Here is a 15,045-nt window from a genome sequence, read left to right as displayed (position 1 = left end):
GGGCTGCCTACGCTGGGTTATGTGCACCGGCTCTACGAGTTCCTACGCAGGCACCCCACCCTCGTCGACGGGGCGTGGGCCGCCGTCCTGCTGGTGATGTCGGCCGGGTGGCTCGTCGGGGTCATGACGCATCCGGCGTCGGCCGAGTCGCTGGGGCAGGGGGACGTGCAGCAGGCCGCCTCCGTCCCGATCGCCCTGGCCCTGTGCACCGTGGTGGCCCTGCGGCGCCGGGCGCCGGAGAAGATGCTGCTGCTGGCCGCCGGGGCCGGGCTGGCGGAGGTGGTGACGGGCGCGTTCCCGGTGCCGGCCAACTTCGCCCTGCTGGTGATCGTCTTCACCAACGCCTCCCGCAACGTCCGATGGGCCTCCCGCCTGGCCCTCGCCGGCGCCCTGACCGCGCCCACCGTCCACACCCTGCGCTGGCCCAACGAGGGCCAGGGCACGGCCGGCGCGGTGCTGGGCACGGTCTTCCTCACCGCCACCTTCCTGCTGGCCTGGGTGCTGGGCGACTCGCTGCGCACCCGGCGCGCCTACTACGCGCAGCTGGAGGAGCGGGCCGCCCGGCTGGAGCGCGAGCGCGAGGCGCAGGCCAAGGTCGCCGTCGCCGCCGAGCGGGCCCGGATCGCGCGCGAGCTGCACGACGTGGTCGCGCACAACGTCTCGGTGATGGTCGTCCAGGCCGACGGCGCCGCCTACGTCATGGACACCGCGCCCGAGCAGGCCCGGCAGGCGCTGGCGACCATCTCCGGCACCGGGCGCCAGGCGCTGTCGGAGATGCGCAGACTGCTGGGAGTGCTGCGCACCGGCGAGCACTCCGAGGGCGGCGAGTACGTGCCCCAGCCCGGCGTCGAGCAGCTCGCCGACCTCGTCGAGCAGGTGCGCGGCGCGGGCCTGACCGTGGACTTCCGCATCGAGGGCACCCCCCGCCCGCTGCCCAGCAGCGTCGAGCTGACCGCGTACCGCATCGTGCAGGAGGCGCTGACCAACACCCGCAAGCACGGCGGCCCCGACGTCGGCGCGACGGTGCGGCTGACCTACGGCGCCGACGATCTGACCCTGCTGGCCGAGGACGACGGCCGCGGCGCGCAGCGCGAGCTGTACGAGGTCGGCGGGCTGGACGGGCTCGGCCAGGGGCTGATCGGCATGCGCGAGCGCGTCGGCATGGTCGGCGGCAGCCTGGACGCCGGGCCGCGGCCCGGCGGCGGCTTCCGGATCAGCGCGGTGCTGCCGCTGAAGAGCACCGTGTGAACGGCCCCGCGCGGAGCGCGCCGCCCGCCGCCGTACCGTTCACCACCGGGCCGTCCGCCGCCGTACCGCCCCACGACACCACCTCAGGGGAGACCATGACCGTCCGTGTGATGCTCGTCGACGACCAGGCGCTGCTGCGCACCGGCTTCCGCATGGTGCTGGACGCCCAGCCCGACATGGAGGTCGTCGCCGAGGCCGGGGACGGCGCCGAGGCGCTGGCCAAGCTCCGCGCCACGGCCGTGGACGTGGTGCTGATGGACGTGCGGATGCCCCGCCTGGACGGGGTCGAGGCCACCCGCCGCATCTGCGAGGGGGGCGAGGGCGGCCCCGGCAGCCCCCGGGTGCTGATCCTGACCACCTTCGACCTCGACGAGTACGCCTTCTCCGCGCTGCGGGCCGGGGCCGGCGGCTTCCTGCTCAAGGACGTGCCGCCCGGCGAGCTGCTGGCCGCGATCCGCGCCGTCCACAGCGGCGACGCGGTGGTCGCGCCCTCCACCACCCGCCGCCTGCTCGACCGCTTCGCGTCCCTGCTGCCCGCCGCCTCCGGCGGGCCCGTACCCAAGGAGCTGGAGCGGCTGACGGACCGCGAGCACGAGGTGCTGCTGCTGGTCGCCCAGGGGCTGTCGAACGGCGAGATCGCCCGGCGCCTGGTGCTCTCGGAGGCCACCGTCAAGACGCATGTGGGCCGCATCCTCACCAAGCTGGAGCTGCGCGACCGGGTGCAGGCGGTGGTGCTGGCGTACGAGACGGGGCTGGTGCGGGCGGGCGGCAAGGGCGCCTGAGCGGCCGGATTCTTTCTCGGGGATCACCCCCGCTCCGGGACGCGGGCGAGGAAGCCGTACAGCGCGTCGCGCACCTCCTGCGGCCCCCAGCGCAGCCCCGGAGCGCCCACCGTCACCTCGGCCACGGCCGTCCCCGGCGGACCGGGCGTACCCGGCGCCTCCCAGACGCGGAACAGCACCGTCCCCTCCTCCTCCGCCTGCCGCACTCCCGCCTCCGTCAGCCCGTCGGCGCCGTACGGCAGCCACACCTGGAACTGGTGGGTGTGCGGCTCGGCCGGATGGATCCGGAACCACGGCACCCCGGCCTCCGTCAGCCCCTCCCGCAGCGCCGCCGCGACCGTTTTGGCGTGGGCGACGTACCCGGGCAGCCGGGGCAGCTCCCGCTCCAGCCCCACCAGGGCGGACAGTGCGGCGGGCCACTGCTGGAAGACCTGCCCGCCGTAGCGGTGCCGCCAGGCGCGCGCCTGTGCCACGAAGTCCGCGGGACCGGCCAGGGCGGCGCCCGAGAGGCCGCCGAGGGACTTGTAGAAGGAGACGTAGACGCTGTCGGCCAGGGCGGCGATCTCAGGAAGCGTGCGTCCGAAGTGCGCGGCGCACTCCCACAGTCGCGCGCCGTCGAAGTGCACCACCGCGTCCCGCTCCCGCGCGGCCTCCACCACCGCCACCAGCTCGTCCCAGGTGGGCAGTACGAAACCGGCTTCGCGCAGCGGCAGTTCGAGCATCAGCGTGCCGAAGGGCTCCTCCAGCTCCCGCACCTCCCCGGCGGTGGGCAGGCGCGGCTCGGTGGTGGGGTGCACGGTGCTCAGCCCGCTCAGCCGCCCCAGCGCGCCCCGCTCGTGGCGCTCGGGGTGCGCCATCGGGTGCAGGGCGACGACCGGGTCGCCGGTACGGCCCGCCCAGCAGCGCAGGGCGACCTGCTGGGCCATGGTGCCGGTGGGGAAGAACGCGGCGGCCTCGCGGCCCAGCGCGGCGGCGGTGCGCTCCTCCAGGCGGGTGACGATCCCGTCGCCGTAGATGTCGGGGCTGCCGTCCAGGCCGTGGACCTCGGCGCCCTCCTGTGCGAGCCGGGCCAGCCGGCCGGCGATCGTCCCGTCCACCGGGCCGTCGGACAGCTTCCGCCGCGCCGCGGTCCACGCCGCGAGCCTGCGAGCCCGCTCGGCCGCGGCGTTCTCGGCGACCTCGGCGCCCCCGCGTGCTTCCCCTGCTTCTCCGGCTCCCCTGTCAGCTGTCATGTGCCCGATGTTCCCGTACCGGCCCGGCCCGCGCCGGTGCTTTTCCGCGCACCGGATTCCGAACCGGGTTCCGCGTGCCGGATTCCGAACCGGGTTCCGCGTGCCGCCCGTCCCGCCCTGCGGGCGGGCGGAACGGGGAGCCGGAGAGTCCGCGTAGCATGGCGGTAATCGTCCGGTACCGGGTCCTGCGGACTGGAACGGAAGGCCGAAACCACGTGAACCAACCTCCCTCCGGCGCCGCCGGGGACCGTCCCGCGCGCCTGACCGTCGGCGTCGTCGGCGCGGGCCGCGTCGGTCCCGCCCTGGCCGCGGCCCTCGCCCTGGCCGGGCACCGCCCGGTGGCCGCCTCCGGCGTCTCCGACGCCTCCCGCCGACGGGCCGAGGCCCTGCTGCCGGGGGTGCCGCTGGTGGAGCCCGCCGAGGTCCTGGCCCGCGCCGACCTCGTCCTGCTCACCGTCCCCGACGACGTCCTGCCCGGCCTGACCGCGGGCCTGGCCGAGACCGGCGCCGTACGCCCCGGCCAGCTCCTGGCGCACGCCTCGGGCCGCTACGGCACCGCCGTCCTCGGCCCCGCCACCCGGGCCGGGGCCCTGCCGCTGGCACTGCACCCGGTGATGACGTTCACCGGCACGCCCGTGGACGTACAGCGGCTGGCGGGCTGCTCCTTCGGCGTCACCGCGCCCGAGGAGCTGCGACTGGCCGCCGAGGCGCTGGTCATCGAGATGGGAGGGGAGCCCGAGTGGATCGCCGAGGAGGCCCGCCCGCTCTACCACGCGGCCCTGGCCCTCGGCGCCAACCACCTGGTCACGCTGGTCGCCCAGGCCATGGAGCTGCTGCGCACCGCCGGGGTCGGCGCACCCGACCGGATGCTGGGCCCGCTGCTCGGCGCGGCCCTGGACAACGCCCTGCGCTCCGGCGACGCCGCGCTGACCGGCCCGGTCGCCCGGGGCGACGCCGGCACGGTCGCCGCCCACATCACCGAGCTGCGCCGCCACGCCCCGCAGGCGGTGGCGGGCTATCTCGCGATGGCCCGCACCACCGCCGACCGGGCCCTGGCCGGCGGACTGCTCAGGCCGGAGCTGGCCGAGGACCTGCTGGAAGTCCTCTCCGACGGGGACGCCCGGTGAACGGACCGACCGCCGACCACAGGAGCCCAGCCGTGCCCGCGCCCGCAGCCGAACCCACACCCGTGCCCGTCCTGCACACCGCCGCCGAACTGCGCGCCCTGCCGCGCCGGGGGCGGCGGGCGGTGGTGATGACGATGGGCGCCCTGCACGAGGGCCACGCGGCCCTGGTCCGGGCCGCCCGCGAGAAGGCCGGGCCCGAGGGCCAGGTGGTGGTCACCGTCTTCGTCAACCCGCTGCAGTTCGGCGCGGGCGAGGACCTGGACCGCTACCCGCGCACCCTGGACGCGGACGTCGTGGTGGCCGCGGGCGCGGGCGCCGACGCCGTCTTCGCGCCGCCCGCGGAGCAGGTCTACCCCGGCGGGGAGCCGGAGGTGAGGATCGGCGCGGGCCCGATGGGCGAGCGCCTGGAGGGCGCCAGCCGGCCCGGCCACTTCGACGGGATGCTCACCGTCGTCGCCAAACTGCTCCACCTCACCGCCCCCGACCTGGCGCTCTACGGGGAGAAGGACGCCCAGCAGCTCGCCCTGATCACCCGGATGGTCCGCGACCTGAACTTCCCCGTGGAGATCGAGGGCGTGCCCACCGTGCGCGAACCCGACGGCCTGGCCCTCTCCAGCCGCAACCGCTACCTGTCCGACGCCGAGCGCACCACCGCCCTGGCCCTCTCGCGCGCCCTGTTCGCCGGACGCGACGCGGTGGCCGCGGGCGGGGCGGGCCCGCGCGAGGTGCGCCGGGCCGCCGAGGCCGTACTGGCGCGGGCCGGGCGGGCACGGCCGCCGCTGGAGCTGGACTACCTGGCGCTGGTGGACCCGGCCCACTTCACGGAGGTCCCGGCGGAGCCCGGCGCGTACGAGGGCGAGGCCGTGCTCGCGGTGGCGGCACGGGTGGGCACCACACGACTGATCGACAACGTCCGGCTGCGCCTCGGACGCCCCGGGGGGGTTCGGTGAACGGGATGACAGGCCTGCGGCTCGACGCGCCGCGCTCCGGCTGGGCCATCGCGGCGGACGTGGTGGTGGTCGGCTCCGGAGTGGCCGGCCTGACCGCCGCACTGCGCTGCGCGGCCTCCGGCCGGAAGACGGTGATCGTCACCAAGGCCCGGCTGGACGCCGGCTCCACACGCTGGGCGCAGGGCGGGATCGCCGCCGCGCTCGGCAAGGGCGACACCCCCGGCCAGCACCTGGACGACACCCTGGTCGCCGGCGCGGGCCTGTGCGACGAGGAGGCGGTGCGCGCCCTGGTCACCGAGGGACCGGACGCGGTACGGCGGCTGATCGGCGCCGGGGCGCGGTTCGACACCTCCGCCGAGACCGGCGAGATCGCCCTGACCCGCGAGGGCGGCCACCACCGCCGCCGCATCGCCCACGCGGGCGGCGACGCGACCGGCGCGGAGATATCCCGCGCCCTGGTGGCGGCCGTACGCGACGCCGGGATAGAGACGGTGGAGAACGCCCTCGTCCTGGACCTGCTCAAGGACGCCGGCGGGCACGCCGCGGGCGTCTCCCTGCACGTGATGGGCGAGGGGCGGCACGACGGGGTGGGCGCCGTCCACGCCCCGGTGGTGGTGCTGGCCACCGGCGGAATGGGCCAGGTGTTCTCCGCGACCACCAATCCGCCGGTCTCCACCGGTGACGGTGTCGCGCTGGCGCTGCGGGCCGGCGCGGAGGTCTCCGACCTGGAGTTCGTCCAGTTCCACCCGACCGTGCTCTACCTGGGCCCGGGCAGCGAGGGTCAGCAGCCGCTGGTGTCGGAGGCCGTGCGCGGCGAGGGCGCGCACCTCGTCGACGCCGGCGGCGAGCGCTTCATGGCCGGGCAGCACGAACTGGCCGAGCTGGCCCCGCGCGACATCGTCGCCAAGGGCATCATGCGGCGGATGCGCGAGCAGGGTGCCGACCGCATGTACCTGGACGCCCGGCACTTCGGCGCACGGATGTGGAGCGAGCGGTTCCCCACCATCCTCGCCGCCTGCCGCGCCCACGGCATCGACCCGGTCACCGAGCCGGTCCCGGTCGCGCCCGCCGCGCACTACGCCTCCGGCGGGGTGCGCACCGACCTGGCGGGCCGTACCACCGTGCCCGGTCTGTACGCCTGCGGCGAGGTCGCCTGCACGGGCGTGCACGGCGCCAACCGGCTGGCCTCCAACTCTCTGCTGGAGGGCCTGGTCTTCGCCGAGCGGATCGCCGCCGACATCGCCCGCACCCCCGCTCGCGTCCCGGTGCCCGCCGAACCCGGCGATCCGGCGGGCACGCGGACCGTTTCGCTGCCGCCGGCCGAGGCGCGGTACGCGATCCAGCGCACCATGACCGCCGGGGCCGGGGTGCTGCGCTCCGCGGAGAGCCTGGCGCGGGCCGCGCGGGAACTGGCGGCCCTGGCCCCGGACGAGGCCGGGGGCAGCGCCGGCGGCAGGGACGGCAAACCGGCCGAGCCCGGAGTCGAGACCTGGGAGGCGGCCAACCTCCACCTCGTCGCCGGCGTCCTGGTCGCCGCCGCCCTGCGCCGTACCGAGACCCGCGGTTGCCACTGGCGCGAGGACCATCCCGGACGGGACGACGCGACCTGGCGCCGGCACCTGGTCGTCGCCCTGCGTCCCACGGCGGAGGGCTCCGAGCTCATCGTCCGCACGACCGACTCGACGGCGTTTCCCCCGGTCATGGGCAGGGGGGCACAGTGAGCGTCGCACGCGCGGCCGCCGGGCCGCGGTTGAGGAAGATGCCCGCGCCGCTGTGCCGCGTGGGCGGAGAAGCTCACGCGGGGATGCCGGGTGTCGCACGCGCGGCCGCCGGGCCGCGGTTGAGGAAGATGCCCGCGCCGCTGTGCCGCGTGGGTGGAGAAGCTCACGAGGAGATGCAGTGACCAGCCCCACGCCCGACGAACTTCCGCTGCTCCAGATCGGTTTCGGCCGCCCCGGCGAGGCGGTGAACGGCACCGGCGGGGGCTGCGGCGACGCCTGCGGCTGCGGCGGTGCGGACGACGGACTCGACCTGGACCCGCTGGAGTGCGGTCTGGACCCGGACCTGGCCGCGCTGCTCGTGGACGCCGGCCTGGACCCGGTGCAGGTCGAGGACATCGCGCACATGGCGATCGAGGAGGACCTCGACCAGGGTGTGGACGTCACCACCGTCGCGACCATCCCCGAGGACGCCGTCGCCACCGCCGACTTCACCGCCCGGGAGGCGGGCACCGTCGCCGGTCTGCGGATCGCCGAGGCGGTGCTGTCGGTGGTCTGCACCGAGGAGTTCGAGGTCGAGCGGCACGTCGAGGACGGTGACCGCGTCGAGGCGGGACAGCGGCTGCTGTCGGTGCGCGCCCGCACCCGCGATCTGCTCACCGGTGAGCGCAGCGCGCTCAACATCCTGTGCCGGCTGTCCGGTGTCGCCACCGCCACCCGCGCCTGGGCCGACGTGCTCCGGGGCACCGGCGCGGCGGTCCGCGACACCCGCAAGACCACTCCCGGGCTGCGCGCCCTGGAGAAGTACGCGGTGCGCTGCGGCGGCGGGGTCAACCACCGGATGTCGCTGTCGGACGCCGCGCTGATCAAGGACAACCACGTGATCGCCGCGGGCGGGGTGGCCGAGGCGTTCAAGCGGGTGCGCGAGGAGTTCCCCGGTGTGCCGATCGAGGTGGAGGTGGACCGGCTGGACCAGATCGAGCCCGTCCTCGCCGAGGGCGCCGATCTGATCCTGCTGGACAACTTCACCCCGGGGCAGACGGCCGAGGCGGTCGCGCTGGTCGCCGGCCGGGCGAAGCTGGAGTCCTCCGGCCGCCTCACCCTGGCGAACGCCCGCGCGTACGCGGACACCGGTGTGGACTACCTGGCGGTCGGAGCGCTCACCCACTCCTCCCCGATCCTCGACATCGGCCTTGACCTGCGTGACGAGGCCCGCGGCGGCGCGGGCGGACAGGAGAGCGACTGATGCTGCTCACGATCGACGTCGGCAACACCCACACCGTCCTCGGCCTGTTCGACGGCGACGAGATCGTCGAGCACTGGCGGATCTCCACCGAGGCCCGCCGCACCGCCGACGAGTGGGCCGTGCTCCTCCAGGGACTGATGGGCATGCACCCGCTGCTCGGCGAGGACCTGGGCGACGGCATCGACGGCATCGCCATCTGCTCCACCGTCCCCTCCGTCCTGCACGAACTGCGCGAGGTGACGCGCCGCCACTACGGCGACATCCCCTCCGTCCTCGTCGAGCCGGGTGTCAAGACCGGTATGCCGGTCGTCACGGACAACCCCAAGGAGGTCGGCGCGGACCGGATCATCAACGCGGTGGCCGCGGTGGAGCTGTACGGCGGACCGTGCGTCGTCGTGGACTTCGGCACCGCCACCACCTTCGACGCGGTCTCCGCCCGGGGCGAGTACACCGGTGGCGCCATCGCGCCGGGCATCGAGATCTCGGTCGAGGCACTCGGCGTGCGCGGTGCGCAGCTGCGCAAGATCGAGCTGGCCAGGCCGCGCAGCGTCATCGGCAAGAACACCGTCGAGGCGATGCAGTCCGGCATCCTCTACGGCTTCGCCGGACAGGTGGACGGTGTGGTGGAGCGGATGGCCCGCGAACTGGCCGACGACCCGGAGGACGTGACCGTCATCGCCACCGGCGGCCTGGCCCCGATGGTGCTGGGCGAGTCCACGGGGATCGACGAGCACGAGCCGTGGCTGACGCTGATCGGGCTGCGCCTGGTCTACGAGCGGAACATGGCGCGGGGCTGAGCGGCTGAGCGGCTGAGCACAGGACCGGGTGCGGGACGGGACACAGCAGGGCGGCGATATGTCTGTTTCGTTGGTTCCTGTCGTAATGTCGCCGTATGCCCACGCCCTATGGTTCCCGAGGCGCCATGGTCCTCGGTCCGGACGAGCTGCGCGTTCTGCGCAGCGCACTCGCTCTCGTCCTCCGTCCCGCCCCCGCCCGGCCGTCCGCGCACGCCGGCGGGCGGGGCCCGGAAGGGGTGGCGGGGGAGTGCGCCGAGGTGGTGCGCGCGTGTCTGTGGCTGGCCGACGCGCTGGACGAGGCGAGCCGTGAGGCGGACCGGCTGAGGGCCTTCCTGCCGGCGGACCTCGACCGCTACCGCGCCGCACTGCCGGGCTCGGCCCCGGGGTACCTCGCGCGGCTGGAGGAGGCCCTCGCGCTGGGCTGTGCGCCGCGCGCGGAGGATCTGAGGGCGTTGCGCGAACTGTGCGCCCACGGGACCGGCGAGGCGGAGACCCGACGCCGCGCCGTGCTGCTGCGGCGCTGCGAACGGCCGGCGGCGCCCGCGGAACCCTTCCGGACGTCCCGGACGCCGGAGCCCCCGGGCCGCGGCCGCCCGGCGGCCGTACCGCGCCCGGTCCCCACCCCGGCCGAGGTCTTCCCGCCCGGTAGTCCGTCAGGGGCGTGCCGTCAGGCCCTCCCGGCCTGACGCGCGGCTCGCTGCCGGGCCCTCGCGAGGGCCCGGCAGCGAGGGCCCGGCGGAGCCGCCGGTAGGCTGGAGGTCCGGTATCCAAGGAGGCTGATCCGGCATGGAGTACATCGCCGCACTCACCCCGTCCGTGGTGATGGCCGTGGCCTTCACCGCTCTCATCGTGACGATCGTCAAGAGCCAGGGCGGTGCCAACAAGTCCAAGGAGGACGCCGCGGTGGACCGCGCTCTGGCGCAGGCCGAGTCCGCGCGCGCCGCGTCGTCGGCGGACGGCGCGTCCAGGAGCTAGCGGCGCGTACCGCAGGGCGGCGGAGGCCGCGGCGGCGCGGGAGCGCGCACCGGGAGGTTCGCCTTCCCGGTGCGCGCTCCTCTTTGTTTACCGTCCGGCCAAAACAAAGTGCTCAATGCCGTTCATATGCGGCTATCGTTCTTGGTGTGCCTCGGCCACTGGGAGAGTTGGAAGACGCGGTCATGACGCGGGTATGGCAGTGGAACCGCCCGGTCACGGTGAGAGAAGTGCTCGACGACCTCCGGCGTGAACGGCCGATCGCCTACACCACGGTCATGACCGTAATGGACAACCTGCGGGAGAAGGGATGGCTGCGGCGAGAGCGCGAGGGCCGGGCCTATCGATATGAAGCCGTCTCCACCCGGGCCGCCTACTCCGCGGCACTCATGAACGAGGCCTGGGCGGCGAGCGACAACCCCGCGGCGGCACTGGTGGCCTTCTTCGGGATGATGTCGCCGGAACAGACGGAAGCGCTGCGGGACGCCTTGCGCGTCGCGCATCTCGACGACACGCACCCCGGTGCCCCCGCCGAGGGCCGGGGTTCTCCGGAGCGATAGCGTCCCGACATGCCAGAAGCCGTAAGTCGCGTAAGCCCCGTGAGCCCTGTAAGCGAGGTCACCGTCCGCAGGGCGAGAACCAGTGATGTGCGCACCGTGCGCCGTCTCATCGACGCCTACGCGCGCGACCGCATCCTCCTCGACAAAGCGATGGTGACGCTTTACGAGGACATCCAGGAGTTCTGGGTCGCCGAACGCGACCACGACGGCGAGGTGGTCGCCTGCGGTGCCCTCCACGTGATGTGGGAGGACCTGGCGGAGGTCCGCACGCTCGCCGTCGACCCCGCGCTCAGGGGCACGGGAGTGGGGCACCTGGTGCTGGAGAAGTTGCTGCAGACCGCGCGCTGGCTGGGAGTCCGGCGAATTTTCTGCCTCACCTTCGAAGTGGACTTCTTCGCCCGGCACGGCTTCACCGAGATCGGCGAGACGCCGGTGGACGGGGATGTCTACAGCGAGCTGCTGCGTTCCTATGACGAAGGTGTAGCCGAGTTCCTGGGTCTCGAACGAGTGAAACCCAACACCTTGGGCAACACGCGGATGCTGCTGCACCTATGAGGCACCCGCTTCGTGCGCCCTATGTCCGAAAGGTCCCTCCAATCCGGCCGGATCGGCTCGGCAATGTTCCCGGAGGGTTTGTGTTTTCCCGGGAAAAGCGGTTTGCTTTCACCGTCAGTATCAGTAATCGGTTTTCGGTGACTGACCACACACGACGAATGGGAGTAACCGGTGGCGCAGAAGGTTCAGGTCCTTCTTGTCGACGACATCGACGGCGGTGAGGCCGACGAGACCGTGACGTTCGCTCTCGACGGCAAGACCTACGAGATCGACCTCACCACCGCCAACGCGGACAAGCTCCGGGGTCTGCTGGAGCCTTACGTCAAGAACGGTCGTCGCACCGGTGGCCGTTCGGCTCGCGGCAAGTCCCGTCCGTCCGCCGGCGGCGGAAGCCAGGACACCGCGAAGATCCGCGCCTGGGCGAAGGAGAACGGCTACGAGGTCAACGACCGCGGCCGTGTCCCCGCCAACATCCGCGAGGCCTACGAGAAGGCGAACGCCTGAGTCGCGGGCGAGCCGCGTGCGGCGGTGTCCGTCGCCGCCGCGCTCACCGGACCGGCGAGGGACGCCTCGTGCCCCCGTCCGGGAGGCCGCAGCCGTGCCGCGGCCTCCCGGGGACGCGTGCGGCCGGGGCGGCGGGGTGGTCGCCGGGCGCCTTGGTGAGGCGCCCGTGCGCGTCGTGTACGTCACATGCGCCGTGTACGGCGCGGCCACCGGCTCGCGTTCTGCCCACGCGCCGGCCGAAGCACCCCTTACCCGGGGTCACGGTCCGGCACTCCAGGTGTCCGGCGGGCGGGTGGGGAAGGTGCGGTACGCCACGCAAGAGTGTTCGCCAGTAGCGGATGTACCCCCCTTGCCCGGCATGGACTGTCAGTGTCCCGGGGTAAGAAGTCGGTGAAGAAATCCCACGTGGAACGGGGGTGCGGCACCGGCGATGGAGCGGTGGACGGACGTGGCGGCCCAGAGGCGTTCGCCGTCGGCGTAGCGGAAGCGGGCGGATATGTCTGGCCTGCGGGAACATCGTCTCGCACCATCGGGTTGGAACTGTTGTCGGCTGTTCGGGACGAGGGCGAGAGGTAACGGGCTCTCCTCCCCCGCCAGCGCGGGAGCGATCCGGACGGGTGTCGGCAGTTGGAATGAGCGGTCCCCGCTTGCGGGACTAAGCTGCGGAAGGACAGGGAGGGGACCGACCCCTTACTGCCTGACCGCTCTGAGGAGCGATTAACGATGTTCGAGAGGTTCACCGACCGCGCGCGGCGGGTTGTCGTCCTGGCTCAGGAAGAAGCCCGGATGCTCAACCACAACTACATCGGCACCGAGCACATCCTCCTGGGCCTGATCCACGAGGGTGAGGGTGTCGCCGCTAAGGCACTGGAGAGCCTCGGGATTTCGCTCGAGGCGGTCCGCCAGCAGGTGGAGGAGATCATCGGCCAGGGCCAGCAGGCCCCCTCCGGCCACATCCCCTTCACCCCCCGTGCCAAGAAGGTCCTGGAGCTGTCGCTCCGCGAGGCCCTTCAGCTCGGCCACAACTACATCGGCACCGAGCACATCCTGCTCGGCCTGATCCGCGAGGGCGAGGGCGTCGCCGCCCAGGTCCTCGTCAAGCTCGGCGCCGACCTCAACCGGGTGCGGCAGCAGGTCATCCAGCTGCTCTCCGGCTACTCCGGGGGCAAGGAGGCGGCCACCGCGGGCGGCCCCGCCGAGGGCACTCCCTCGACCTCCCTGGTGCTGGACCAGTTCGGCCGCAACCTCACCCAGGCGGCCCGCGAGTCCAAGCTCGACCCGGTCATCGGGCGCGAGAAGGAGATCGAGCGGGTCATGCAGGTGCTGTCCCGCCGCACCAAGAACAACCCGGTCCTCATCGGCGAGCCCGGCGTCGGCAAGACGGCGGTCGTCGAGGGCCTGGCCCAGGCCATCGTCAAGGGCGAGGTGCCCGAGACGCTCAAGGACAAGCACCTGTACACGCTGGACCTGGGCGCCCTGGTCGCCGGGTCCCGCTACCGCGGTGACTTCGAGGAGCGCCTGAAGAAGGTCCTCAAGGAGATCCGCACCCGCGGCGACATCATCCTGTTCATCGACGAGCTCCACACCCTGGTGGGTGCGGGCGCGGCCGAGGGCGCGATCGACGCCGCCAGCATCCTCAAGCCGATGCTGGCCCGCGGGGAGCTCCAGACCATCGGCGCGACGACGCTGGACGAGTACCGCAAGCACCTGGAGAAGGACGCGGCCCTGGAGCGCCGCTTCCAGCCCATCCAGGTCGCCGAGCCGTCGCTGCCGCACACCATCGAGATCCTCAAGGGTCTGCGCGACCGCTACGAGGCGCACCACCGGGTGTCCATCACGGACGCCGCCCTGGTGGCCGCCGCGCAGCTCGCCGACCGCTACATCTCGGACCGCTTCCTGCCGGACAAGGCGATCGACCTGATCGACGAGGCCGGCTCCAGGATGCGCATCCGCCGGATGACCGCACCGCCGGACCTGCGCGAGTTCGACGAGAAGATCGCGAACGTGCGCCGGGAGAAGGAGTCCGCGATCGACTCGCAGGACTTCGAGAAGGCGGCTTCCCTCCGCGACACCGAGAAGCAGCTCCTGGCGGCCAAGGCCAAGCGGGAGAAGGAGTGGAAGGCCGGCGACATGGACGTCGTCGCCGAGGTGGACGAGGAGCTGATCGCCGAGGTCCTGGCCACGGCCACTGGCATCCCGGTCTTCAAGCTCACCGAGGAGGAGTCCTCGCGCCTGCTGCGCATGGAGGACGAGCTGCACAAGCGCGTCATCGGGCAGGAGGACGCCATCAAGGCGCTCTCCCAGGCCATCCGCCGCACCAGGGCGGGCCTGAAGGACCCCAAGCGCCCCGGTGGCTCGTTCATCTTCGCGGGCCCGTCCGGCGTCGGTAAGACCGAGCTGTCCAAGACGCTGGCGGAGTTCCTCTTCGGTGACGAGGACGCCCTGATCTCCCTCGACATGTCGGAGTTCAGCGAGAAGCACACCGTCTCGCGGCTCTTCGGCTCGCCCCCCGGCTACGTGGGGTACGAGGAGGGCGGCCAGCTCACGGAGAAGGTCCGCCGCAAGCCGTTCTCGGTCGTCCTGTTCGACGAGGTCGAGAAGGCCCACCCGGACATCTTCAACTCGCTGCTGCAGATCCTGGAGGACGGTCGTCTGACCGACTCCCAGGGCCGGGTCGTGGACTTCAAGAACACCGTCATCATCATGACGACCAACCTCGGCACCCGGGACATCTCCAAGGGCTTCAACCTGGGCTTCGCCGCCCAGGGCGACGCCAAGACCGGCTACGAGCGGATGAAGGCCAAGGTCAACGAGGAGCTCAAGCAGCACTTCCGGCCGGAGTTCCTCAACCGTGTCGACGACACCGTCGTCTTCCACCAGCTCACCGAGGAAGACATCATCCGGATCGTCGACCTGATGGTCGCCAAGGTGGACGAGCGGCTCAAGGACCGCGACATGGGCATCGAGCTCAGCGGTGACGCCAAGAAGCTGCTCGCCAAGAAGGGCTACGACCCCGTCCTGGGCGCCCGGCCGCTGCGCCGGACGATCCAGCGGGAGATCGAGGACGTGCTGTCGGAGAAGATCCTCTTCGGCGAGCTGCGCCCCGGTCACATCGTGGTCGTCGACACCGAGGGCGAGGGTGAGGCGAAGGAGTTCACCTTCCGCGGCGAGGAGAAGTCGGCCCTGCCGGACGCCCCTCCGGTGGAGTCCGCGGCGGGCGGCGGCCCGAACCTCTCCAAGGAGGCGTGAGGCGCGGGGCGTCACCGAGCCACACGCCACACGGAAGTCACACGGGCGCGGCCCGGGACCGCACACACGGTCCCGGGCCGCGCCCGTGTGTGCGAGGGCGTCCGG

Annotated in this window: 14 protein-coding genes; 13 read left to right on the top strand and 1 reads right to left on the bottom strand. The window is 73.0% G+C overall.

Annotated elements, in window-relative coordinates; all coding sequences use genetic code 11:
* The first annotated feature begins 21 nt into the window (after positions 1-21).
* Positions 22-1,248 (top strand): sensor histidine kinase, encoded by a 1,227-nt coding sequence (locus tag BM237_RS25695; protein ID WP_093852122.1) that lies wholly within the window; start codon positions 22-24, stop codon positions 1,246-1,248.
* A 95-nt stretch (positions 1,249-1,343) separates the two neighbouring features.
* On the top strand, positions 1,344-2,030 hold the full coding sequence (locus BM237_RS25690; protein WP_093852159.1) for a response regulator: 687 nt from the start codon (positions 1,344-1,346) through the stop codon (positions 2,028-2,030).
* Positions 2,031-2,053: 23 nt separating this feature from the next.
* Here BM237_RS25690 and BM237_RS25685 read toward each other — a convergent pair whose 3' ends face one another.
* Positions 2,054-3,262 (bottom strand): threonine aldolase family protein, encoded by a 1,209-nt coding sequence (locus BM237_RS25685; RefSeq protein ID WP_093852121.1) that lies wholly within the window; start codon positions 3,260-3,262, stop codon positions 2,054-2,056.
* A gap of 215 nt (positions 3,263-3,477) precedes the next feature.
* Here BM237_RS25685 and BM237_RS25680 point away from each other — a divergent pair, with 215 nt between their 5' ends.
* The 11 genes from BM237_RS25680 to BM237_RS25625 all read left to right on the top strand — a co-directional run bounded on the left by BM237_RS25680 (position 3,478) and on the right by BM237_RS25625 (position 14,940).
* The gene (locus BM237_RS25680) at positions 3,478-4,389 is read left to right on the top strand and encodes a DUF2520 domain-containing protein (protein WP_093852120.1); all 912 of its coding nucleotides are present in this window, start codon (positions 3,478-3,480) and stop codon (positions 4,387-4,389) included.
* A gap of 32 nt (positions 4,390-4,421) precedes the next feature.
* A complete protein-coding gene (gene panC, locus BM237_RS25675) occupies positions 4,422-5,339 on the top strand; it encodes a pantoate--beta-alanine ligase (RefSeq protein ID WP_093852119.1) in 918 nt (305 codons plus the stop codon).
* 5 nt (positions 5,340-5,344) lie between these two features.
* Positions 5,345-7,060: an L-aspartate oxidase gene (locus tag BM237_RS25670; RefSeq protein WP_093852118.1), complete on the top strand. Its 1,716-nt coding sequence runs from the start codon at positions 5,345-5,347 to the stop codon at positions 7,058-7,060.
* A gap of 178 nt (positions 7,061-7,238) precedes the next feature.
* On the top strand, positions 7,239-8,303 hold the full coding sequence (gene nadC, locus BM237_RS25665; RefSeq protein WP_093852117.1) for a carboxylating nicotinate-nucleotide diphosphorylase: 1,065 nt from the start codon (positions 7,239-7,241) through the stop codon (positions 8,301-8,303).
* Positions 8,303-9,100: a type III pantothenate kinase gene (locus tag BM237_RS25660; protein WP_093852116.1), complete on the top strand. Its 798-nt coding sequence runs from the start codon at positions 8,303-8,305 to the stop codon at positions 9,098-9,100. The genes nadC and BM237_RS25660 overlap by 1 nt, the downstream gene beginning before the upstream one ends.
* A 95-nt stretch (positions 9,101-9,195) precedes the next feature.
* Entirely contained in the window at positions 9,196-9,786 is a 591-nt protein-coding gene (locus BM237_RS25655; protein ID WP_107415259.1) for a hypothetical protein, read from the top strand.
* Between the two features lie 100 nt (positions 9,787-9,886).
* Positions 9,887-10,075 carry a hypothetical protein gene (locus BM237_RS25650; RefSeq protein WP_093852115.1) on the top strand — a complete coding sequence of 63 codons (189 nt, stop codon included), beginning with the start codon at positions 9,887-9,889 and terminating at the stop codon, positions 10,073-10,075.
* A 146-nt stretch (positions 10,076-10,221) separates the two neighbouring features.
* A complete protein-coding gene (locus tag BM237_RS25645) occupies positions 10,222-10,632 on the top strand; it encodes a BlaI/MecI/CopY family transcriptional regulator (RefSeq protein WP_093852114.1) in 411 nt (136 codons plus the stop codon).
* 9 nt (positions 10,633-10,641) lie between these two features.
* Positions 10,642-11,187, top strand: a complete 546-nt coding sequence (locus BM237_RS25640; RefSeq protein WP_093852113.1) for an amino-acid N-acetyltransferase — start codon at positions 10,642-10,644, stop codon at positions 11,185-11,187.
* Between the two features lie 171 nt (positions 11,188-11,358).
* Entirely contained in the window at positions 11,359-11,691 is a 333-nt protein-coding gene (locus BM237_RS25635) for a histone-like nucleoid-structuring protein Lsr2 (RefSeq protein WP_093852112.1), read from the top strand.
* A 723-nt stretch (positions 11,692-12,414) separates the two neighbouring features.
* Positions 12,415-14,940, top strand: a complete 2,526-nt coding sequence (locus tag BM237_RS25625) for an ATP-dependent Clp protease ATP-binding subunit (protein ID WP_093852111.1) — start codon at positions 12,415-12,417, stop codon at positions 14,938-14,940.
* Positions 14,941-15,045: the final 105 nt, after the last annotated feature.

Source organism: Streptomyces mangrovi, from assembly GCF_900114215.1.
Classification (GTDB): Bacteria; Actinomycetota; Actinomycetes; order Streptomycetales; family Streptomycetaceae; genus Streptomyces; species Streptomyces barkulensis.
The sequence above is the reverse complement of the archived record's forward strand: the minus strand, read 5'-3'. Positions and strand labels throughout refer to the sequence as shown.